At 69.2% G+C, this 20943-nt stretch carries 25 protein-coding genes; 13 read left to right on the forward strand and 12 right to left on the reverse strand.

What is annotated here, in order from left to right:
* The first annotated feature begins 26 nt into the window (after nt 1–26).
* On the forward strand, nt 27–413 hold the full coding sequence (locus IG04_RS0108855; protein ID WP_030476073.1) for an SgcJ/EcaC family oxidoreductase: 387 nt from the start codon (nt 27–29) through the stop codon (nt 411–413).
* Here the strand turns inward: IG04_RS0108855 and IG04_RS0108860 are convergent.
* Entirely contained in the window at nt 410–1453 is a 1044-nt protein-coding gene (locus IG04_RS0108860) for a chitinase (RefSeq protein ID WP_030476074.1), read from the reverse strand. The genes IG04_RS0108855 and IG04_RS0108860 overlap by 4 nt on opposite strands.
* Nucleotides 1454–1638: 185 nt before the next feature.
* Here IG04_RS0108860 and IG04_RS0108865 point away from each other — a divergent pair, with 185 nt between their 5' ends.
* On the forward strand, nt 1639–2139 hold the full coding sequence (locus tag IG04_RS0108865) for a hypothetical protein (protein ID WP_144065153.1): 501 nt from the start codon (nt 1639–1641) through the stop codon (nt 2137–2139).
* Between the two features lie 80 nt (nt 2140–2219).
* Nucleotides 2220–3734, forward strand: a complete 1515-nt coding sequence (locus IG04_RS0108870; RefSeq protein WP_030476076.1) for an alkaline phosphatase D family protein — start codon at nt 2220–2222, stop codon at nt 3732–3734.
* A 53-nt stretch (nt 3735–3787) separates the two neighbouring features.
* On the opposite strand, the gene IG04_RS0108875 is transcribed toward IG04_RS0108870, so the two are convergent.
* Nucleotides 3788–5005, reverse strand: coding sequence for an RNA-guided endonuclease InsQ/TnpB family protein (locus tag IG04_RS0108875; protein ID WP_211257708.1), 1218 nt, complete (start codon nt 5003–5005; stop codon nt 3788–3790).
* Between the two features lie 74 nt (nt 5006–5079).
* Here IG04_RS0108875 and IG04_RS0108880 point away from each other — a divergent pair, with 74 nt between their 5' ends.
* Entirely contained in the window at nt 5080–6201 is a 1122-nt protein-coding gene (locus tag IG04_RS0108880) for a hypothetical protein (RefSeq protein ID WP_084400873.1), read from the forward strand.
* Nucleotide 6202: 1 nt separating this feature from the next.
* Here IG04_RS0108880 and IG04_RS0108885 read toward each other — a convergent pair whose 3' ends face one another.
* A complete protein-coding gene (locus IG04_RS0108885) occupies nt 6203–7237 on the reverse strand; it encodes an aldo/keto reductase (protein WP_030476079.1) in 1035 nt (344 codons plus the stop codon).
* A gap of 59 nt (nt 7238–7296) precedes the next feature.
* On the opposite strand from IG04_RS0108885, the gene IG04_RS0108890 reads away from it, so the two are divergent.
* Both IG04_RS0108890 and IG04_RS0108895 read left to right on the forward strand, forming a co-directional pair.
* Entirely contained in the window at nt 7297–7686 is a 390-nt protein-coding gene (locus tag IG04_RS0108890) for a MerR family transcriptional regulator (RefSeq protein ID WP_211257709.1), read from the forward strand.
* 10 nt (nt 7687–7696) lie between these two features.
* A complete protein-coding gene (locus IG04_RS0108895; protein WP_030476081.1) occupies nt 7697–8365 on the forward strand; it encodes an MOSC domain-containing protein in 669 nt (222 codons plus the stop codon).
* On the opposite strand, the gene IG04_RS0108900 is transcribed toward IG04_RS0108895, so the two are convergent.
* From IG04_RS0108900 to IG04_RS0108910, 3 genes are read right to left on the reverse strand one after another with little or no spacing between them, the layout of a single operon-like run.
* A complete protein-coding gene (locus tag IG04_RS0108900; RefSeq protein ID WP_476737555.1) occupies nt 8362–8760 on the reverse strand; it encodes a protein-tyrosine phosphatase family protein in 399 nt (132 codons plus the stop codon). The genes IG04_RS0108895 and IG04_RS0108900 overlap by 4 nt on opposite strands.
* A gap of 28 nt (nt 8761–8788) precedes the next feature.
* Nucleotides 8789–9178: a DUF1304 family protein gene (locus IG04_RS0108905; RefSeq protein ID WP_030476083.1), complete on the reverse strand. Its 390-nt coding sequence runs from the start codon at nt 9176–9178 to the stop codon at nt 8789–8791.
* Nucleotides 9175–9564, reverse strand: a complete 390-nt coding sequence (locus IG04_RS0108910) for a cupin domain-containing protein (protein ID WP_030476084.1) — start codon at nt 9562–9564, stop codon at nt 9175–9177. Before IG04_RS0108910 ends, IG04_RS0108905 begins: the two co-directional genes overlap by 4 nt.
* Before the next feature lie 88 nt (nt 9565–9652).
* On the opposite strand from IG04_RS0108910, the gene IG04_RS0108915 reads away from it, so the two are divergent.
* Both IG04_RS0108915 and IG04_RS0108920 read left to right on the forward strand, forming a co-directional pair.
* Nucleotides 9653–10645, forward strand: coding sequence for a response regulator transcription factor (locus IG04_RS0108915; protein ID WP_030476085.1), 993 nt, complete (start codon nt 9653–9655; stop codon nt 10643–10645).
* 65 nt (nt 10646–10710) lie between these two features.
* A complete protein-coding gene (locus tag IG04_RS0108920; protein ID WP_144065154.1) occupies nt 10711–12045 on the forward strand; it encodes an FAD-dependent oxidoreductase in 1335 nt (444 codons plus the stop codon).
* Here the strand turns inward: IG04_RS0108920 and IG04_RS0108925 are convergent.
* Together IG04_RS0108925 and IG04_RS0108930 are read right to left on the reverse strand one after the other, a co-directional pair.
* A complete protein-coding gene (locus IG04_RS0108925; protein ID WP_030476087.1) occupies nt 12011–12484 on the reverse strand; it encodes a hypothetical protein in 474 nt (157 codons plus the stop codon). The two genes, IG04_RS0108920 and IG04_RS0108925, sit on opposite strands and share 35 nt — an antisense overlap.
* 33 nt (nt 12485–12517) lie before the next feature.
* Nucleotides 12518–12934, reverse strand: a complete 417-nt coding sequence (locus IG04_RS0108930; RefSeq protein ID WP_030476088.1) for a VOC family protein — start codon at nt 12932–12934, stop codon at nt 12518–12520.
* Nucleotides 12935–13037: 103 nt separating this feature from the next.
* Between IG04_RS0108930 and IG04_RS0108935 the strand changes: the two genes are divergently transcribed.
* Nucleotides 13038–14003 carry a helix-turn-helix transcriptional regulator gene (locus tag IG04_RS0108935; RefSeq protein ID WP_030476089.1) on the forward strand — a complete coding sequence of 322 codons (966 nt, stop codon included), beginning with the start codon at nt 13038–13040 and terminating at the stop codon, nt 14001–14003.
* Here IG04_RS0108935 and IG04_RS0108940 read toward each other — a convergent pair.
* Nucleotides 13957–14622, reverse strand: coding sequence for a Clp protease N-terminal domain-containing protein (locus IG04_RS0108940; protein WP_030476090.1), 666 nt, complete (start codon nt 14620–14622; stop codon nt 13957–13959). The two genes, IG04_RS0108935 and IG04_RS0108940, sit on opposite strands and share 47 nt — an antisense overlap.
* Nucleotides 14623–14715: 93 nt before the next feature.
* On the opposite strand from IG04_RS0108940, the gene IG04_RS47635 reads away from it, so the two are divergent.
* The 3 genes from IG04_RS47635 to IG04_RS48025 all read left to right on the forward strand — a co-directional run bounded on the left by IG04_RS47635 (nt 14716) and on the right by IG04_RS48025 (nt 18702).
* Nucleotides 14716–16506 (forward strand): serine/threonine protein kinase, encoded by a 1791-nt coding sequence (locus IG04_RS47635; RefSeq protein ID WP_051769311.1) that lies wholly within the window; start codon nt 14716–14718, stop codon nt 16504–16506.
* Nucleotides 16507–16513: 7 nt separating this feature from the next.
* Complete coding sequence (locus IG04_RS0108950) at nt 16514–17251, forward strand: SDR family NAD(P)-dependent oxidoreductase (RefSeq protein WP_030476092.1); 738 nt, start codon at nt 16514–16516, stop codon at nt 17249–17251.
* A 113-nt stretch (nt 17252–17364) separates the two neighbouring features.
* Nucleotides 17365–18702: a glycosyl hydrolase family 18 protein gene (locus IG04_RS48025; RefSeq protein WP_030476093.1), complete on the forward strand. Its 1338-nt coding sequence runs from the start codon at nt 17365–17367 to the stop codon at nt 18700–18702.
* Here IG04_RS48025 and IG04_RS45080 read toward each other — a convergent pair.
* Entirely contained in the window at nt 18595–19002 is a 408-nt protein-coding gene (locus tag IG04_RS45080; protein WP_084400822.1) for a DMT family transporter, read from the reverse strand. The two genes, IG04_RS48025 and IG04_RS45080, sit on opposite strands and share 108 nt — an antisense overlap.
* Nucleotides 19002–19316 (reverse strand): DMT family transporter, encoded by a 315-nt coding sequence (locus IG04_RS0108965; protein WP_030476095.1) that lies wholly within the window; start codon nt 19314–19316, stop codon nt 19002–19004. Before IG04_RS0108965 ends, IG04_RS45080 begins: the two co-directional genes overlap by 1 nt.
* A gap of 51 nt (nt 19317–19367) precedes the next feature.
* Here IG04_RS0108965 and IG04_RS0108970 point away from each other — a divergent pair, with 51 nt between their 5' ends.
* On the forward strand, nt 19368–20240 hold the full coding sequence (locus tag IG04_RS0108970; RefSeq protein ID WP_030476096.1) for a 5'-nucleotidase: 873 nt from the start codon (nt 19368–19370) through the stop codon (nt 20238–20240).
* On the opposite strand, the gene IG04_RS0108975 is transcribed toward IG04_RS0108970, so the two are convergent.
* Complete coding sequence (locus IG04_RS0108975; RefSeq protein WP_030476097.1) at nt 20241–20927, reverse strand: DUF2625 family protein; 687 nt, start codon at nt 20925–20927, stop codon at nt 20241–20243. It lies immediately after the preceding gene.
* Nucleotides 20928–20943 lie beyond the last annotated feature (16 nt).

A 20943-nucleotide genomic window follows, 5' to 3' on the forward strand; every position in this document is an offset into this window, starting at 1 on the left:
TTGGTCGAGGTACGACGATCTTGACCATGACCGACACCGCAGAGATCAAGAAGCTCGTCGCCACCGTCCAGCACTCGCAGCAGAACGAGCTCCCCGAGGAGTTCATCGGCCTCTTCCGCTCCGACGCGATCTGGACGACCGCGCACGGCAAGCGGCTCACCGGCCGCGACGAGATCGCCTCCTTCACCCGCCAGGTCCTGCCCGGCGCGGCGAAGGAGGCGACCGCCACGTACGAGGTGGCGCACGTGCTCTTCATCCGGCCCGACGTGGCGGCCGTCAAGATCCGCCAGCGTCCCGTCCTACCCGACGGCACTCCGATCCTCGACCAGAACGAGGGTTCACCGCTCTACATCCTGTCCAAAGAGGACGGTGTCTGGCGCATCGCCGCAGGGCAGAACACCATCGTGCTCTAACGGCCCTGCAACGACTTCACCTTGTCGCCGAAGGTCCAGTTCTTCGAGCCGTCCCAGTTGATGGACCAGGTCATGAGCCCCTTGAGCTGGCCGCCGAAGCTGTTCCAGGCCTGCCCGACCAGCGTGGGGTTCATGTAGCCGCCACCGGCACCCGGTTGCGCGGGCAGACCGGGAACCTGCTTGTCGTAGGGCACCTTGATCGTGGTGCCCTGCACGACCAGTCCCTTGTTCAGGCACTGCGTCTGCGCCACGAACCCCTGCACGGTCCCGGCCGAGTAGCTGTCGCCGGAGCACCCGTACATGGAACCGTTGTAGTACTGCATGTTGAGCCACCACAGACGACCGTTGTCCGCGTACTTCTTGATGATCGGCAGGTAGGCACCCCAGATCGAGCCGTACACGACACTGCCGCCCGTCACGTACGCGGTCTCCGGCGCCATGGTGAGCCCGAACCCGGCCGGCATGGCCGCCAGCACGCCGTCGATGATGCGAACGAGGTTCGCCTGCGACGCCGACAGCTGGTTGATGTTGCCGCTGCCGACCAGACCGGTCTCGATGTCGATGTCGATCCCGTCGAAGTTGTACTTCTTCAGGATCGGCACGACAGTGGCGACGAACCGGTTGGCCACCGTGGCCGAACTCAGATCGATGCCCGCCGCCGCGCCGCCGATCGACAACAGGATCGTGGCCCCGGCCTCCTTCGCCGCACACATCTCGGCAGGCGTCGCGACCTTCACGCCGACGTCCATGCCGTCCTCCCACAGCACGGTGCCGTCGGAGCGGATCACGGGGAACGCCGCGTTGATCACGTTGTACCCGTGCTGCTTGATGCGGCTGTCGGTGATCGGGGTCCAGCCGAACGGCGGATGGACCCCGTTGGACGCACCGTCCCAGTTCTCCCAGTACCCGTGCAGGACCTTGCCCGCGGGGCGGGGTTTGAGCGCGCACGTGTCGGCCGCCTGGGCGGTGGACGGGACGAGCATCGTGCTCATGAGCAGAAGCAGGGCTGTCAGTGCCCTCGGCAACAAGCGGGCGGACATTCGCTCACCTTTCGCTTACAGGCGGCGACCCACCGTCATTGAAGCACGAAATGGTCCAGACCTCTACCGGTCGATGCGGTCACCCCGAAGGCTTGGCGGCCGGGCTATATTTCGCTCGTGCCAGGACGCTTTCGAGGTGCTTCGGACCTTTCGCCCAGCGGCAGGCGGGCCATGCCATGACGAGCGTGGGAACACCTGAGGCCGAAGGCCCGGTGAGTCGCCCGCCGGTCTTCTTCGAGCAGCCGTTCTGGACCGCGCTCGGGCTTGCGGTCATGAGCGCCGGTCCCCTGGCCCTGGTGGCCGGCGTGGGCGGATACGTCCCCGACGACGACAAGCTGGCCGTCGTCGTGACCGGCATTGTCCTGACCGCTGTCACCGTGGTCGTCACGATCATCGCCGTCGTCGGCACCGCGCGGGACCGGCGAGTGTGGCGTGACCTGGACACGGCCGGTGTGCGCGTCCTGGGGCAGGTCACGTCCGCCGAGCGCGTGTGGTGCGGCGAGGACCGCTGCACCAGGGTCCGGATGCTGGTCACCGTGCCGGGCAGGCCGCCGTTCACCACGAGCCACCTCGTCCACGGCGAGAAGATCGTCGAAGTCGGGGCGAGCTTCCTGGTCGACGTGCACCCGACGCGCAACGTCTTCCGCCTGGCGGACGACCTGTCCTTGGGTGAGTCGTCCCGCTAGCGCCTTGGTCGGTGGGAAACCATTCCGAAGCCGCACACCGTTAGGCGGGCCTTTACCCGCGTTCGGTAAGCCTGCGGGTCATGACCACGTTACGGAGACGCACCTTCATCGTGGGCGGCCTCGCGGGAGCGAGCGCCGGCGTACTGCTTCCCGCACTGGCCAACGCCATCGGCTACCCCTTCACCCTGGGAGTCGCGTCCGGCGAACCGGCGGCCGACGGGTTCGTGATCTGGACCCGCCTCGCCCCGAACCCCCTGAACGCCGACGGACTCGGCGGGATGCCCAACACCAACACCGCCGTCGAATGGCAGGTCGCCACCGACGAGCGCTTCACCGCCATCGCCCGCACCGGCACGGTCACCACCACCCAGGCGAGCGCTCACTCCGTGCACGTCACCCTCACCGGCCTGGAGCCGGGACGTGAGTACTGGTACCGCTTCCGTACCGGCGGCCACATCTCCCCCGCCGGCCGCTCGCTCACCGCACCAGCGGTCGGCACGCAACCCGAACTGACCATGCTCTTCGCCTCGTGCTCGCACTACGAGGAGGGCTACTTCACGGCCTACCGCCGGATGGCCGAGGAACACCCCGACCTGATCCTGCACCTCGGCGACTACATCTACGAAGGCGCCGCCACCACGACGAAGGTCCGCAAGTTCGCGCCCGCCACCGAGATCAGCACTCTCGCGAACTACCGCGTCCGCCACGCCCAGTACAAGACCGACCCGGACCTGCAGGCCGCGCACGCCATGGCGCCCTGGCTCGTCGTCTGGGACGATCATGAGGTCGAGAATAATTACGCCAGCCTGATCCGCAACGACACGAACCCGGCCGGTGACTTCAAGGCCCGCCGCGCAGCCGCGTACAAGGCCTACTACGAGCACATGCCGCTGCGATCCGCCCAGGCGCCGACGGCGGAGAACATGTTGCTGCACCGCAGGGTCCGCTGGGGCAGCCTCGCCACGTTCCACATGCTCGACACCCGCCAGTACCGCAACGACCAGGCGTGCGGCGACGGCACGAAGGTCTGCCCGGCCGCGGACGACCCGGCACGCACGCTCACCGGCACCTCGCAGGAGACGTGGCTGATCGACGGCCTGCGCCAGAAGCTCGGCACCTGGGACTTCCTGGGCCAGCAGGTGTTCTTCGCGCAACGGCTCGCCGCCGCGGACGGGTCCAAGAGCATGGACGCGTGGGACGGCTACACCGCCAACCGCACGCGGATCCAGAACGCCTGGGACGCCAACGGCAACAAGGGCACGGTCGTGCTCACCGGCGACGTGCACCGCAGCTGGGGCGCGAACCTCATGCAGAACTACGGAACCCAGAACCGGATCATCGGCACCGAGCTGGTCACCACCTCCGTCACGTCCGGTGGTGACGGCAACGCGGCCGACAACAGCCTCAACCCGACGCTGAACCCGCACGTGAAGTACTTCAAGAACCTGCGCGGCTACGTGAAGACCCGCACCACGTCAGCCGAGATGCGCGTCGACTTCCGCGCCGTCGACAAGGTCACCGTCCGCGACTACCCGGTGAAGACGGTCGGCAGCTACGTCGTCGAGTCCACCAACCCAGGATTGCAGGCGCCTTGACTTCTCTCCGCGTTGTTCAACGCAGGAGCCCTCACGCCGTGTGGCGTTCAGCGCTAAGCGCTACGCCTCACGGCGCGGTTTTCCTGTTTCATCGCCGACCGCGGAAGGGAGAACCCTTGCCGTCTGACATCAGCTCCACAGGCATCGCCCGAGTTGCCTCGGGCTGCGACTCGACCAGCCGCAAGGATGTTCTTGGCCGCATTGAGATCCCGGTCGTGCCGGGTGCGGCAACCCGGACACGTCCAGTGCCGGGCAGAGAGCGCCAGTTCAGCGAGCAGATACCCGCACACAGAACAGGTCTTGCTGGACGGGTACCAACGGTCGATCACGACCAGCGTGCGGCCCGCTCGTTCACACTTGTACTCAAGCTGGCGCCGGAACTCACCCCAGCCGGCATCGGAGATGGCCCGAGAGAGGCGACGGTTGCGAACCATGCCCGCGACGTTGAGGTCCTCGATCACGATCAGGTCAGCCGACCGCACAAACCTGGTGCTGGTCCGGTGCAAGAAGTCCTGCCGAGCGTTGCGCACCTTGCGATGAGCACGAGCGACCTTGGTTTTCGCCTTGCGGCGATTACTGCTGCCGCGCAGGCAACGTGCCAACCTCCGCTGATAGCGAGCCAGATTCTGCGCCTTGCGGACCAGGTGCCGCGGATTCGCGATCCGCTCCCCTTGACTGGTCACCGCGAAATCCGCCAAACCGAGGTCGACGGCGATGTCCTGGCTCGTGGGCTCAGCCGGAGTGGGAGCATCGGTGTCGACAGCAAACGTCACGTACCAGCGACCGTCCGCCTCACGAGAGACCACAACGGTTGTCGGATCCAGCCTCTCGAGATCCCTGTCATCGAACGACCACACGAACCGCAGCGGCGTCCTGGTCTTGGCCAGTACCAGCGACCCGTCACGCAGCCTGAACGCCGATCGCGTGTAGTGCGCGCTTTGACGACCCGTGCGGGACTTGAACCTGGGGTAGCGAGAGCGTCCAGCGAAGAAGTTCCGAAAGGCGGTGTGTTGGTGTCGCAGTGTCTGCTGCAACGGCACCGAGGACACCTCAGACAAGAACGCGAATTGCTCGGTGCGCTTCCACGCGGTCAGTGCTGCATCGGCTTCCCGGTACGACGTGTGCACCCCATCGGCGCGGTAGCGATCACGGCAGTCGCTCAACGCCTTGTTCCACACCAGACGGACACATCCGAAGGTGCGGGCCAGCACCGCAGTCTGGTCCAGCGTCGGGTAGGCCCGGCACCTGTACGCCACACGCACGACACTCATTCTACTTGGGAAGGCACCAGGACTGTGACGCCGGACTGCCGAACCGAACATCGACGCACCGCACGGAGGTCGTGGTGAAGACATTGCTGATCGCGAGCCTCCTGCTGGCACCCGCCCCGATGACGTGGTCCACGGTCAACAGCGCCTCGACCGGCGACCAGGACAACGCGTCCGTCTCGGCCTCCCGCAACGGCTACACCGCCGTCGTCTGGGAGGACGACCGCGACACCACCGCCCCCGAGGACCCGATCCACTCCGACGTCTGGATCCGTCTCTACAAAGAGGGCACATCGGTCTACGAGAAGAAGCTCTCCACCGGCGGCACCGGCACGTGGCGCCACTGGCAGCCCGACGTCTCGGTGCGCGAGGACGGCAGCGCCGTCGTCGTCTGGTCGGAGGACCCGGACGGCAACGGTTACTACAACATCGCCGTGCGCTCCGTCAGCGCGACCGGAACCGTGTCGGGTTCCGGCAGGGCCAACGCGAACGCGGACGGCCAGCAGTACTTCCCCAGCGTCGCGGCGGATCCCGACAGCGGCGGCTTCGCGGTCACGTGGGAGGACAAGCAGGGCACCGCCGCGCCCACCGTGCGGGTGAGCATGTTCGCGTCGATCAGCTCCAAGTCCTACGAGGCGCAGGTCAGCAACGCCGGCGGCACCCACGCCAAACCGCAGGTGGCGATGGGCGCCGCGGGCAACGCGGTCGTGGTGTGGGAGGCGGACGCGAACGTCGCCCGCAAGATCGTCACCCCGGCCGGTGGCGTGAAGCAGGCGCAGACCACGACGGGGCAGGGAAAACGCCCCGCCGTGGCGGCGAACTTCAACGGTGACTTCGCCGTCGCCTGGGAGCAGTCGGGCGTCCGCGTCCAGTCCTTCACGGCGGCTGGGGCGGCACGAGCCGGAACAGCGCAGACCACCGGCGCCGACCCGCAGATCGGCATCGACGACCAGCTCGGCGTCGCGGTGACCACGGCGGAGGCGCAGGACGTCCACACCAGCGTCTACAACCCCGACGGGACCACCACGGGCCGTCCCGCGCGGCAGCTCACGGTCTCGAACGCCACCGGCAGGCAGGACGAACCCGCCGTGGGCGTCGACCCGTGGGGCCGCGTCACCGTCGTCTACACCGACGACAACGACGGCAACGGGTACGACCAGGTCTACCGGGGCACCGGGCTGAGCACCCAGCAGTGGTGAGCTACCGCTGATCGAGTGGCCGGCGTCGCTGGTGGACCTCCAGCAGCGACGCCGGCTTCCAGAACCCGTGCACGTCGTAGGTGTCCGCACCGGGCGGCACGATCTCGTCGATCCGGTCCAGCACGTCGTCGGAGAGCACCAGCGAGGCGCCCTCGAGCAACGACTCCAGCTGCTCCATCGTGCGCGGCCCGATGATCGCCGAGGTCACCGCCGGATGCGTCGTCGTGAACGCGATGGCCAGCGCGGGCAACGACACCCCCATCTCGTCGGCGAGCTTCGCGAACTGCTCGACGGCCTCGAACTTCGCCGCGTTGCCCGGCAGCGACTCGTCGAACCGCTCCGGGGTGAGCGTCGCCCGGAACGCCTCGGCCGACGCGCCCCGCCGGTGCCTGCCGGACAGGAACCCGCTGGCGAGCGGGCTCCACACCAGCACGCCCATCCCGAGGCGCTGGGCGGTCGGCAGCACCGACCGTTCGATCCCGCGCGCGAGCATCGAGTACGGCGGCTGCTCGGTCCGGAACCGCATCAGGCCCCGGTTCAGCGCCACGTGGTGCGCCTCGACGATCTCCTCGGCCGGGAACGTCGAGCACCCGAACGCCCGGATCTTGCCCTCCCGCACCAGGTCCGTCAGCACGGACAGCGTCTCCTCGACGTCGGTCCGGTAGTCCGGCCGGTGCACCTGGTAGACGTCGATCCAGTCGGTGTCCAGCCGCCGCAGGCTGTCCTCGACGGCGCGCACGACGTGGCGCCGCGAGTTGCCGCTGCGGTTGCGCCCCTCCCCCAGCGGGAAGTGCACCTTCGTGGCCAGCACGACGTCGTCGCGGCGGTCCTTCAGTGCCTTCCCGACGATCTCCTCGGACTCCCCGGCCGAGTACATGTCGGCGGTGTCGACGAAGTTGATGCCCGCGTCGAGGGCGCGGTGGATGATCCGCACGCCCTCTTCGTGGTCGTTGTTGGCAACGGAGCCGAACATCATGGCACCGAGGCAGTGGTGACTGACCTCGATGCCGGTTCCCCCGAGAACGCGATAGCGCATGTTCATGGCGAGAACCTACGAAGTAGAGCCGACTCTAGGTCAAGCCTATGCTCGGTGACATGGGGCTGAGCATCGGGCAGGTGGCCGAACGCACCGGACTGAGCGTGCACGCGCTGCGGTTCTACGAGAAGGAGGGCATCCTCGCGCACCAGGTCCACAGAGGACCGGGAGGCCGCCGGGTGTACACGCAGCGGGACGTCGACTGGCTGCGGATGTGCATCATGCTGCGTATGTCCGGGATGCCGGTGCCGGAGATCCGCCGCTACACCGACCTGGTCCGTCAAGGCGACGGCAACGAGTCGCAGCGCCTGGACATCCTGAAGGAACACCAGGAACGCGTCCAGCAGCAGATGGTGCAACTGCAGGAGTGCATGGACCTGATCACTTACAAGGTGGGCATCTACCAGGATTACGTCAATTCGATCGCCGCCAGGGCGGTCGGCCAATAGTCTCGGACCCATGCCTGTCGTGCTCTCGCTGAACGTCGCCCAGAAGACGGTCCCGGTCGACTACGCCCGCGTGGGCGCCACCGGCATCGGCAAACGCCCGGTCGGCGGGCCGCTGCGGGTCAGCCCGACCGGCGCCAAGGGATCGGCGGGCAGCGGCGTCGCCGGTGACTCGATCGCCGACTGGACCGTGCACGGCGGCGAGTACCAGGCCGTCTACGGCTACGCGCGCGAGGACCTCGACTGGTGGCAGTCCGAGCTGGACGTCCCGCTGCACAACGGCCAGTTCGGCGAGAACCTGACCACGCAGGGCATCGACCACACGACCGCGCTGGTCGGCGAGCAGTGGCAGATCGGTTCGGCGCTGCTGGAGGTCACCGGGCCGCGCATCCCGTGCCGCACGTTCGCCGAGTTCCTCGGGCAACGCGGCTGGGTGAAGCGGTTCACGCAGCAGGCCCGGCCCGGCGCCTACTTCCGCGTGCTCGAGGAGGGCCTGATCGGGCCGGGCGACGAGATCAGCGTCGTGCACCGGCCCGGCCACGACGTCACGGTCGAGCTGTTCTTCCGCGCCGTGACCACGGAGGCCGCGTTGCTGCCCCGGCTGCTCGCGGCCGGCGACTCGGTGCCGCCGGAGGTCGTCGACCTGGTGCACAAGCGCTCCGTGGTCGAACTCGACTCCTAAGCGGGCGGGAAGTTCCTGACCCAGCGCTTCTGCCACGGCGTCTCGACGGCTCGCGGGTGGTAGTTCGCGCGCGTCCACGCCACGGCCTCGGCCGCCGGGACACCGGCGAGCACGGCCAGGCATGAGATCACCGTGCCGGTCCTGCCGATGCCACCGCTGCAGGCCACCTCGACCTGCTCGCCGGAGAGCGCCCTGGCGTGCAGGGAGCGGATCAGTCTGATCGCGGCGTCGTGGTCACGCGGGAGGCGGAAGTCCGGCCAGTCGATCCAGTCGTGCGACCACGGCACGTCGACCGGCTTCGGCTGCAGGTACACCCCGTACTGGGGGTGTGGCTCCACGATCTTCCCGTCACGCAGGCCCCGCCCGGTGATCACCGCGCCGTCAGGTAGTTCGATCGTCTTCAAGGAATGCGCCCCCAGGCTCCTAAGCGAACAGCAACACTACCAGCGGCGGAATCCCTTCCGCCGCAACGCCTCCCCACGCCTGGTTGCGTGGGCGGCTCAGCGCCAGCTGGTCGGCCACGGCCAGCACGACGCTGCCCGCCAGCATGAACCACGACACGTAGAAGACCAGCGTGCGCCCCACCAACTCGTGCCCGCCGTGCACCGCGATCAGCCCGGCGACCAGGCCGCACGCCAGGAACAGGTTGTAGAACCCCACCCCGAACGCCCACAGCCGGATCGCCGGCACGTCCCGCGCGGGCTGCCCGAACATCGACTGGTGGACGCGCCCGATCAGGAACGCCTCGCACACCCACACCACGAGGTGCACCAGGGCCGCGACCACGGCGGCGATCTGCGCGACGACGCTCATCGCGTCACCCCGTAGCGACCCAGCGCCTCCATGCCGTTCTCGGACAGGTCACGGAAGAACGCACCCATGACCTCCCCCACGGCGAACGCCAGGAACTGCACGGACGGCGTGTGCACGGTGAACGTGTGGGACGCGTTGGGCGGGATCGTGATGGCATCACCCGGCGACAGGTCGAACAGCTCGCCGTCGAGGAACACCGCCATGCGTCCGTGCAGGACGTAGTAGGCCTTCGGCCACGGCGTGCGGTGCGGCGGCGCGGCCTCTCCCCGTGGCGCGTCCACCTCGAACAACTCATAGGCACCGCCCGTGGACTTCCCCTGGATCCGGACGGTGATCGTCGCGTCGGGCACGGTGAGCACGTCGCCCTCGCCTGTGGTGGTCAGCATGCGCTGAAGCCTCCGCGCGCCGGACAGGCCGGGACATCCCGGAAAACTGGGATCCCGGACCGCCGGGAGCGGGCGCATACTGCCAACCATGTGGGAGGGTCGGGCGCTCGGCGTGCGACGCGACGTCACGGCACTGGCGAGCGCGGGGCTCGACGTCGCGCGACTGCACGAGGCCGCCATCGCCCTGGTCGACCGGGTGGTCCCGTGCGACCTCACCTGCTGGGCGTCGATGGACCCGGACTCGGGTGTGTTCAGCACCATGACCAGCGGCGTCAACCGCATCCCGCGGCAGTACGAACCGGTGCTCGCGGCCTGCGAGTACACGCCCGGCGAACCGCACACCTTCGCGTCGCTGGCGCAGCGCGGCGACACGGTGGCGAGGCTCGAGGACAAACGGTCGGCGCGGCTGAACGAGGTCTGGCGGCCGCTCGGTCTCAGCCACGAACTGCGGTCGTTGTTCCGCGCCGGCGACATCTGCTGGGGCGGGGCGGGAATGGTGCGCACCAACGACTTCAGCGAGCGCGAACTGGAGTTCATGACGTGGGTGGCACCCGCGTTGGGGGCCGCCACCCAGGTCGCGGCTCGCACCTCGGCCCGCCGGACCGGCGCTCCGGCCATCGTCGTGGTCAGCGGTGACGGCACGGTCCGGTCCTCGACCGCGTCCGCCGCACAGTGGCGCGACGAACTGGAGGACATCGCGCCCGGCCGGTTCGCGGTGATGCTGCGGGCCGCGGCGGCCGGAGCGCGTTCGGGCACGTTCAGGGCGAGGCTCCGCGACGCACACGGCGGCTGGATCCTGCTCGAAGCGAGCGAACTCGTGAGCGACGAGGCCGGCGACAGCGAGGCGGCCGTGACGATCAGCCGGGCGTCGGCCGCGGACCTGCTGGGGTTGCGGCTCAAGGCGCACGGCGTGACCAGCCGCGAGGAGGACGTCTGCCACGAGGTGCTGGCCGGGCAACCGACCTCGGAGATCGCGGCACGGCTGGCCATCTCGCCCTACACCGTGCAGGACCACCTCAAGTCGCTCTTCGCCAAGTTCGGGGTGCGCAGCCGGGCGGAACTGGCCGCGAAGCTGTCCTGACCGGAGGCGAAACACAGGACTCTTGGCGGGTTCCCCGGGAGGAACGCTCTGTCAGCATGGCCGCCATGTACTCCGACCGCGCCCTCGTCATCGGCGCCGGCTTCGCGGGACTGCTGGCGGCGAGGGTGTTGTCCGAGTCGTACGGCGACGTCGTGCTGGTCGAACGGGACACGATCACCGCCGACGCCGGCCACCGCGCGGGCATTCCCCAGGCCCACCACCCGCACCCGCTGCCGGCGCGCGGAGCGCAGGCGCTGGAAGCGCTCTTCCCGCGGATCGGCAGGGAGCTGGAGAACGCGGGAGCCGTCCGCGCCGACCTGGGCAGCGACTTCCTGAACCACTTCCCGGCCGGCCCGGCACCGCGCGATCCCCTGGGTCTGAGCGTGCTCTCGGTGACGCGCGTGACGCTCGACCGGATCATCCGGCGCCGGGTGCTGCGCCTCGCCAACGTGTCCCTTGTGGACGGTGTGACGATCGAGGGCCTGCTGCACGACCGGGGCACGGTCACCGGAGTGCACGGCAGGCGCGGCGACCGTCCGTTCACCGACTACGCGGACCTCGTGGTGGACACGTCGGGCCGTGACAGCAAGCTGGTGTCGTGGCTCGCGGAACTCGGCGTGCACTGCCCCGCGCCGAGGATCGTCAACGGTCACCTCACCTGCGCCTCGCGTCTCTACGAGGTGAACCGCGACCTGGATCTCGGCTGGAAGAACGCCTGCGAGATCACCCACGCGCCCGGCACGAGACGCGGCGGTGCAGTGTCCTCTGTGGACGGATCACGCTGGCTCGTGACGCTGTTCGGCGCGGACGGCGACACCGCGCCGGCCGACGACGACGGTTTCCTCGACCACGCCACGAGCCTGCGGTGCCAGGACGTCGCGGAGATCGTCAAGACGGCCACCCCGGCGTCGGCGATCCACCGCGCCGGCCACCTGCGCAACCGCTGGAACCGCTTCCACCAGGTCCCGGACTGGCCGCGTGGCCTGCTCGCGCTCGGCGACTCCGTGGTCTCGCTCGATCCCGTGCACGGACACGGCCTGACGGTCACCGCCCTGAACTGCGCGGACCTGCGCACGCTGCTGCGGGACCACGACCTGGCCGGCGAGCCGCTGGTGTTCCAGCGCGCGGTCGCCAGGGCCGCAAGGTTCCCGTGGACGTTCGCGGCGACCGCCGATCTCGGCTGGAGCACCAGGAAACTCCCGCTGTCGGCGCGCCTGCTGCGGTGGTACTCCAGCCGCGTGATCGCGGCGATACCCGGCAACCGGCAGGTCTACCGCGCGTACGTCCGCGTCTCGCAGCTGGCCGACCACCCGGTGACTCTGCTCCGCCCGGCGGTGCTGTTCCGCGTGCTGGCGGGAAAGACGCTCAGCGGACGGCGCCCTCAGGCCACAGCACCGTGACCGGCACGCCCTTCGATCGCGCGTACGCCACTACATCGGCCGTCCCACCAGGGCCACGTCCCGGCAGCCCGTCCCACACTGCGAGCAACGCATCGGACTCGTCGACCATCCGCTCGCCCGCCTCCATGTAGGCGTGCGGGTCCGGCGTGACGTACTCCAGCCGCACGACCTTGCCCGCCCGCGCGAGCAGTCCGTCGTAGACGGGCCGGTAGGCCTCGGGCAACGTGTCGCGGTACCGCGATGCCGGCAGCACCGCGACCAGTGCCCCGCCCGCGTCCAGCACGGCCTGCGCGAACACCGCGTCCGCACCGTCCGCGAGGCACGACACACCCACCACGGAACCGTTCTCCGCCACGGCGGCGCGGATCATCCGGTCGATCTCGGCCTCCAGTGCCGCGGTGAGTCCACGATGTCCGGTGATGGCGAGCCGCGTCGTCATCACCGGAGGATATGCGGACCATGCGGACCTGTGTCATCCGTCGCGGCGGCCGGCCTGGTTCCGCTCGGCGATGGCCAGGTAGTGGGTGTTGGTCATGACCCCGAGGATGTTGCCGAACGGGTCGGTCACCGACGCCGTCACGAACCCCTCGCCGCGCACCCGAGGTTCGTCGTGGAGCTTGGCGCCCAGCTCCAGCAACCTCGCCAGCGTCCCGTCGAGGTCGTCGACCGCCCAGTAGAGGATCTGGCCCGCCGGTCCGTCGGACGGCGTGACCTCGAAGCGGCGGTTCACCAGGCCGAGTTCGGCCTGGTAGTCGCCGATGCGGAACTCGACGTAGGCGAGCACGCCGTCCGGGGTGCTCCGCTCGAAGTACGCGTCGACGCCGAGGAACGACGCGTACCAGTCGCGGGCCTCGGTCAGGTCGTCGGCGAAGTAGGACACGGTCGACATGCCTCGCAACACAACTGCCTCCAGAAGGTCTCGTTCGGTTGTGTTCTCAGCTTCCGCCGTAAAGTGCTCATCCAATGAGCACTTTTAGCGGAAATCTGGAGACATGCGCGCAGACCGTCTAGTCGCCACGTTGCTGCTGATGCAGGCCCGCGGCCGGGTGACCGCCGCCGAGCTGGCCCAAGAGCTCGAAGTCTCCAACGCCACCGCCAGGCGCGACCTCGAAGCGCTGTCCGCGGCGGGGGTACCCGTGTACCCCCAACCGGGGAGAGGCGGGGGCTGGTCGCTCGTCGGCGGCGCCCGCACCGACCTGAGCGGCCTGACCTCGGCGGAGGCCCAGGCGTTGTTCCTGGTCGCCGGACCGGCCGCGTCCGTCGCCCCGGAGATCAAGTCGGCTCTGCGGAAGCTGGTCCGCGCGCTGCCGCAGACGTTCCGTGCCGAGGCCGAGGCCGCCGCGGACGCGACGATCGTCGACACGGCGGCGTGGGGCGAGGACACCAAGAACAGGCCGGCGCTGGCCACCGCGCTGCAGCAGGCCGTCGTCAAACAGGTCCGGGTGCGGCTGACTTACCAGAAGCGGGGCGAGGCACCGACGGTGCGCGAGGTCGACCCGTGGGGACTCGTCGACAAGGACGGCATCTGGTACTTCATCGCCGGTACCGGCGACGGGCGGCGCACATTCCGGCTCGATCGCGTCACGGGTGTCTCCCTGACCGGCACCCCGTCCTCCCGCCCCGCCGACTTCGAGCTCACCGGCGCCTGGGACGAGGTGGTCACGAGGATGGAGGCGAGACGGTCGGAGACGTCGGCGACCGTGCTCGTGCCCACCAGGTTCCTGAAGGTCTTCCAGCACCAGCACGGACGCCACTGCACGGTCGTCGAGGAGCAGGGCGAACACACGAAGGTGGAATTGACGGCGCCGCGACCGCTCGACATCGCCCGCAACGTCGCCGGGTGGGGCGGCCTGATCACCGTCGAGTCGCCCGAGGTGGAGGAACACCTGGCGCGCATCGGCGCCGAGCTCGTCAGCCGATACCCGCGTGCTGCTCCAGCCGCGCCAGCCGGGCCATGATCATCTCCAGGACCTTCGCCGCGTCCGGGGCCGCCTTCTGCTGCTTCTTCAGATGGACGATGCCCGCGAGCGCGGTCTGAACGGCGCGGCGCGTGCCCTTGATCTCCGCGCCCAGCTCGCGCAGCTCCTCGCCGCCCGCGCCGTCCGGTTCGGCCACGATGCCGAGCAGCAGGTGTTCGCAGCCCACGTAGTTGTGCCCGAGCGCGATGGACTCGGTGACGGCGAGTTCCAGCGCGGCGGCGCCGTCGGCGGCGAAACCGGGTTTCCTGCCGATGTCCGCGGGAATGAAGGAGGGAAGCCCGTCCGGCGTGATGTCGATCGCGCGGAGCACGTCCAGAGCGAGGTTCCCGCCTTCGCTGACGATGCCGCGCAGGAGGTGGGACGTGCCGATCTTGGTGCCCTGGGAGCACTCCGCGGCGATCTGGAGCGCCTTCCACGCGCGGTCGGTGAAGTGCGGGAAGTTGTCGCGCTTGAGGTCTTCGACGGTGAGCGCCCGGATCGCCGTGATCCGCTTGACCGAGCCCTCGAGGGCTCTCTGACAGATCGCCGAGACGGGAATGTTCATGTCCTTCACGGATTCGGCGAGCTCATCGGGGAGGTACACGTTGATTTTCGGCATAACCCCATATGTACCCCCAAGTAGGGTTATGGTCAACGGCTCACGCGGCAACCGTCACACTTGTGAGTGACGAGAGGGGACGGGAGCACCCGCGTGGAGGAGAGCAGCAGGCTGATCGGAAGCCGCTACCAGTTGAAGCAGAAGGTCGGCCAAGGGGCGATGGGAGTCGTCTGGCAGGCCTATGACGAGCAACTACACCGCGTGGTCGCGGCCAAGGAACTGCTCGCGCTGGACGGCCTCGACGACGCCCGAGTGGACCGCGCGAAAGCCAGGGCCATGCGCGAGGCCCGCCTCGCCGCACGGCTGGAGCACCCGAACGCCATCCGCGTCTACGACGTCGTGGAGGAGGACGGCCGCCCCTGGCTGATCATGGAGTACCTCCCCTCCCGCAGCCTGGCCGCCGTGATCGCCGAGCAGGGCACGCTGCCCGCCCGCGAGGTTGCCCGCATCGGGTGCTACACCGCCGCCGCCCTGGCCGCCGCGCACCGCCACGGCATCCAGCACCGCGACGTGAAGCCCGGCAACGTGCTGATCGGCGACCAGGAAGTCAAGATCACGGACTTCGGCATCTCCCGTGCCACCGGCGACGACGGCACCGCCACCGCGACGGGCACCGTCGGCACCCCGGCCTTCTTCTCCCCCGAGGTGGCCCGCGGCGAGGACGCAGGCCTCCCCTCCGACGTCTTCTCGCTGGGCGCCACGCTCTACAACGCCGTCGAGGGCGGCCCGCCGTTCGGCACCGCGGACAACAACCTCGTGATGCTGCACCGCGTCGCCGCCGGCTCGATCATGCCGCCGGCCAACGCGGGCCCCCTGCTCTCCCCCGTGCTGTTCCGGCTCCTCGCGACCGACCCCGCGCGCCGCCCGACCATGCAGGAGGCCGTCCACCTGCTGGCCGCGGTCGTGAACGAGACGCCGCACGTCTCCGAGGCGACCGCCGTCATCCCGGCGACAGTCAAGCTCCCGGTGGAGGCCCAGCCGGAGGAGAAGGCGAAGCAGGAGGCCGCGGCCGCCGCGGCGGGACTGATCGCGGGTGCCGCGGCCGTGGAGGCAGCGGGTCTGACCGCGCGGCCCGCGGAACCCAAGGCCGAGCCGGACGCGAAGCCCGAGGCGGAACCCGAGGCAGAGCCGGAAGCCACACCGGAACCGGCGCCCGTGACGGAGCAGAAGGCACCGGAAGCAGCGGCTCCCGTGCTCCCGGAGCAGAAGGCATCGGAAGCAGCCCCGGCCCGCGAGACCGCTGTCACTCCCGTTCTCCCGGCCGTTGTGCCCCCGCCCGCACCCCCGGCGGAACCCGACGAGAACCGCCGCAAGTTCCCTCTCGTCCCCATCGCGATCGTTCTCCTCGTGCTGGCCGTCGGCATTGGCTCGTTCCTGTTGTGGCCCAAGGGCAACCAGAACAACGCCCTGTCGCCGACCGACAGCCGGTCCGCCACGGGCACCCCGACCGGCCAGCCGACGAACCAGCCGTCGACGGGCCCGAGCCAGTCGCAGCAGCCCGCGGACAGCCAGACGCAGCCCCCGCCCAGCACCGGGACGAACCCGCCGGCCGGCACTCCGAGCCAGGCCCCGCCGCCCGCCGGACCGAAGAACGCCCAGGAGGCGATCACCGCCTACTACGCGCTGATCCCAGGCGACCTGCAGGCCGGCTACGCGTCGCTCACGGACCGGTTCAAGGCGGTACGGACGCCGAGTTTCGCGAACTACCAGCAGTTCTGGGGCAGGTACACCTCGGTGCAGTTGTCGAACTTCGTGCCACAGGGCGACAACATCGTGACCGTGACACTGCAGTACATGCAGGGTTCGAGCGTCTCCACGACCGAGACGCACACGTATACGTTCGTGCAGCAGAACGGCAAGTGGCTGATCGACAATCAGGCATGATCGTCGTATGACTCGACGCGCTCTCGTCACCGGGGCATCGCGCGGCATCGGTGCCGCCGTTGCCCACGCGCTGGCCCAGCAAGGCCACCAGGTCGCCGTCCACTACCGCTCCGGCGCGGACGAGGCGCGCACCGTGGCCGAGAACCTCCCCGGCGAGGGACACGTCACCGTCCAGGGCGACCTCGGCGCGGACCAGGCCGAGCAGGTAGTCCAGGAGACCGCCGAGAAGCTCGCCGGTCTCGACGTCCTGGTGAACAACGCGGGGACCTACTTCCACCACCCCATCGCCACGACGAGCTTCGAGGAGTGGCAGCAGGCCTGGCGCCGCACGATCGAGCTCAACCTGTACGGGCCGGCCGACCTCGCCTGGCACGCGGTCCGGCACATGCCCCGCGGCGGTCGCATCGTCAACGTCGGTTCGCGGGGTGCCTACCGGGGTGAGCCCGATGCCCCCGCGTACGGCGCGGCGAAGGCGGGCCTGCACGCGATGACGCAGTCGCTCGCCCAGTCGCTGGCCCCGCAGGGCATCGCGGTCGCGGGCGTCGCACCGGGTTTCGTCAGGACCGGCATGGTCACCGACCTCCTCGCGAGTCCCGAGGGTGAGCGGATCCGGGCGCAGAGCCCGTTCGGCCGCGTCGCTGAGCCCGAGGAGGTCGCCGCGGCCGTCGCATGGCTGACCACGGAGAACGCGTTGTGGGCCAGCGGCACGATCATCGACGTGAACGGCGCTTCCCACCTGCGGTGATTCGCCGACAGCAGACCGGAACCAGTTCCGGTACCCAGTTGATCTTCCCGCAACCGGTCTAGACCACTAACGTCGCGGTGGGCGCTCGACGAAGTGGAAGGCCTCTCCCTGCAATGCGTTCATTCCGCTCACGCCTCGGTGCCGCCGGCCTAGCGCTGGCCGCCGCCGCGGCGACGTTGTCAGTCATGGCGCCTGCCGCGCAGGCCGCCTACCCCGCCGGGTTCAAGAGCGTCGGCTACATGCCGTCGTGGTCCGGCAACGTCAGCACGCTTCCCTACAACAAGCTGACGCACATCAACTACTCGTTCGTGCTGCCGAACTCCAACGGCACGCTCCAGGGCGTGCCGGACCCAGGCAAGCTGCAGCAGCTGGTGAGCCTCAGCCACCAGAACGGCGTCAAGGTCTCGATCGCGGTCGGCGGCTGGAACAACGGCAACGACGACAACTTCGAGATCCTCGCGGCCAGCGCCAACGGCCGCACGACGTTCGTCAACGCGCTGATCAACCTGGTCAGCCAGTACAACCTCGACGGCGTCGACATGGACTGGGAGTACCCGGATCCAGGCGTCGAGGGCGACAACTACACGCTGCTGATGCGCCAGCTGGGCGACCAGTTGCACAGCCGCGGCAAGCTGCTCACGGCCGCGGTCGTGAGTGAGGGCGGCACGGCGAACGGCGTGCAGCCCGCGGTGTTCGGCATCGTCGACTGGCTGAACATCATGGCCTACGACGGCGGCAGCCCGCACGCGAACTACGACTGGTCGATCGCGTCGGTCAACTTCTGGAAGAACCGCGGCCTCCCGGCCGCCAAGGCGGTTCTCGGCGTGCCGTTCTACAGCCGGCCGACCTACATCTCCTACCGCGACCTCGTCGCGCAGGACCCGGCCAACGCCAACCGCGACAGCTACAACGGCAACTCCTACAACGGTCTTCCGACGATCCGTCGCAAGACCCAGTGGGCGATGGCCAACGCGGGCGGCATCATGAACTGGGAGCTCTCCCAGGACACGACCGGCAGCACCAGCCTGCTCAACGCGATCTGGGAGACCGCCGGCGGCGGCAACCCCCAGCCGCCCACCGGCGGCACCATCACCGGTTTCGGCGGCAAGTGCGTCGACGTGGCCGGCGCGAACGCCACCAACGGCACGGCGGTGCAGCTCTACACCTGCAACGGCACCAACGCCCAGCAGTGGACTCGCAACGGCTCCACGTTGCGCGCCTTGGGCAAGTGCCTCGACGCGTCCGGCACCGCCAACGGTGCGGTGACCAGGTTGTGGGACTGCACGGGCGGCGGCAACCAGCAGTGGACGGCCGAGGCCAACGGCCAGCTGCGCAACACGGCGTCAGGAAGGTGTCTCGACGCCACCGGCAACAGCTCCGCCGACGGCACCAGGCTTCAGCTCTGGGACTGCGCCGGCACCGCCAACCAGCGGTGGACCATCAACGCCTGATCCTCCGGACTTCAGGAACTTCAGGCCGATGACGCAGGCGATGATCCCGGTGAGGAACACGATCTTCCACGCGGAGACCGTCTCCTCGCCGGTGATCATCGCCCACGCCACCGTCAGGGCAGCGCCGATGCCGACCCACACGGCGTACGCGGTCCCGACCGGAATTCGTTTCATGCCAACGGAAAGCCCGACCATGCTCAACGTCGCGGCGATCACGAAGAGCACGTAGGCCCCTTGGGACAACGCCGTCGCCCACACCGCTTCGAGCACGGCGCTGACCAGCAACACGGCCCAGTACATCAGCTCACCACCTTCAGGCCCGCGACGCAGCCGATCAACGCGACGAGCAGCAACGCCCTGGCCACCCCGAGCTTCTCCTCGCCGCGCAGCACCGCGACGAGCACCGTGAGCACGGCCCCCACGCCGACCCACACCGCGTACGCCGTGCCGACCGGAATTCCCCGCATCGCCCACGCGAGCCCGACGACGCTCAGCGTCATCGACACGGCGAACACCACCACCGGCCGCGGCCGGCGGAAACCCTTCGACGCCGCGAGCGCCGTGGCCCACACGGCCTCCAGCACCCCGGAGACCACCAGCACAACCCAGTACATTGGTACGACCGTACCAGAAAAGCGTCGACCGGGCGGCTACGATCACGTGATGTGGCTCCCAGCCTGGAAAACCTGCTGGTCATAGGCGTCGCGTCAAGCGCCCTGTTCGACCTGACGGAGTCCGACGCCGTCTTCCAAGCCGAGGGTGAGCACGCCTACCGCGCCTACCAGGAAGCGCACCTCGACGAACCGTTCGCACCGGGAGTCGCGTTCCCGTTCCTCCACCGGCTGCTGCGGCTCAACTCGCTGGGCCCGCTGGTCGAGGTGGTCGTGCTGTCGCGCAACTCCCCCGACACGGGCCTGCGCATCATGAGGTCGGCAGCGCACCACGGCCTCGGGATCACCCGCGCGATCTTCACCGAGGGCCGCGCGGCGCACGAGTTCATGCCGGCCCTGAACATGTCACTCTTCTTGTCCGCCAACGAGAAGGACGTCCGCAGGGCGACGGCGGCCGGACTCCCCGCGGGTCAGGTGCTCAAGTCGTCGTTCCGGGACGACGACGATCCGGCGCTGCGGATCGCGTTCGACTTCGACGGCGTGCTCGCCGACGACGCGTCCGAGCGGATCTACCAGAGCGGCGGCCTCGACCGATTCCAGCAGCACGAGGCCACGAACGTCGTCACACCACTGGATCCGGGGCCGTTGCGGAACTTCCTCGCGGGCGTGAACCGGATCCAGCGGCAGGCCGAGGACCGCATCCGGGTCTCGGTGGTGACCGCCCGGTCCGCCCCGGCGCACGAGCGCGCGATCAACAGCCTCAAGGCCTGGGGCCTGACGGTGAACGACGCGTTCTTCTTGGGAGGGTTGAAGAAGGCGCCGATCCTGGACGTGCTCCGGCCGCACATCTTCTTCGACGACCAGCGCGGGCACCTGATCGAGAGCGTGCCGTGCGTGCACGTGCCGTTCGGGGTGGTCAACGAGTGATCAGCCGAGTTGCCTGGCCGTGTCCGCGTGGAACGCGACGAGCTCGGGCATCGGCACGGGCTTGCGGCTGGTGCCCGCGATGTCCGCGGAGCCCTCGGCAGACCACAGCGGCGGGTACATCGCGATCCCCTCCCCCAGGCCGAGAGCCGCCGCCTCCTCCCGCCAGGACGGCCAGAACACCGTCGAGTAGTACTCCGCCAGCCCGCCGGCGAGCATCCACATCAACCAGTGGCTGTAGCCGCCATCGAAGGTCTCCCACTCCAGCGTGTCCGGCGCGAAGTAGACGATCTGCCCCGGCTCACCCGGCCTGCCGGAACGTGCGGGATCCATGCCGTTCAACGCGAACTCACCACCCAGCACGTCGTGCCCGACGACCAGCCCCGCCGGCGGCGCCCACGCGGGGTCCACCTCCGCCGGGAACCCGTTCACCTCGGCGAGGCCCGCCAGCTCGCCGCCCGACCCGCCGTATACGCGCAGCCAGCCGTGATGCAGCACCAGCCCACCGCTGTTCAGCACGACAGCGCCCAGCAACGACCGCGCGGTCACCTGCAGCTGCAGCAACGTCGTCCGGCACGCGCCCGGATCCCCTGGCAACACCACGCATTCAGTCGGCCCGGCGGCGACTGCCTCCACGACGAACGGCCACCCCGGCTCGTCCACTTCGGTCAGTTCGGCGATGTCGCGCACAGTTCCCCCCAAGGAA

It is taken from the genome of Lentzea albidocapillata (assembly GCF_000719115.1).
GTDB lineage: Bacteria > Actinomycetota > Actinomycetes > Mycobacteriales > Pseudonocardiaceae > Lentzea > Lentzea albidocapillata.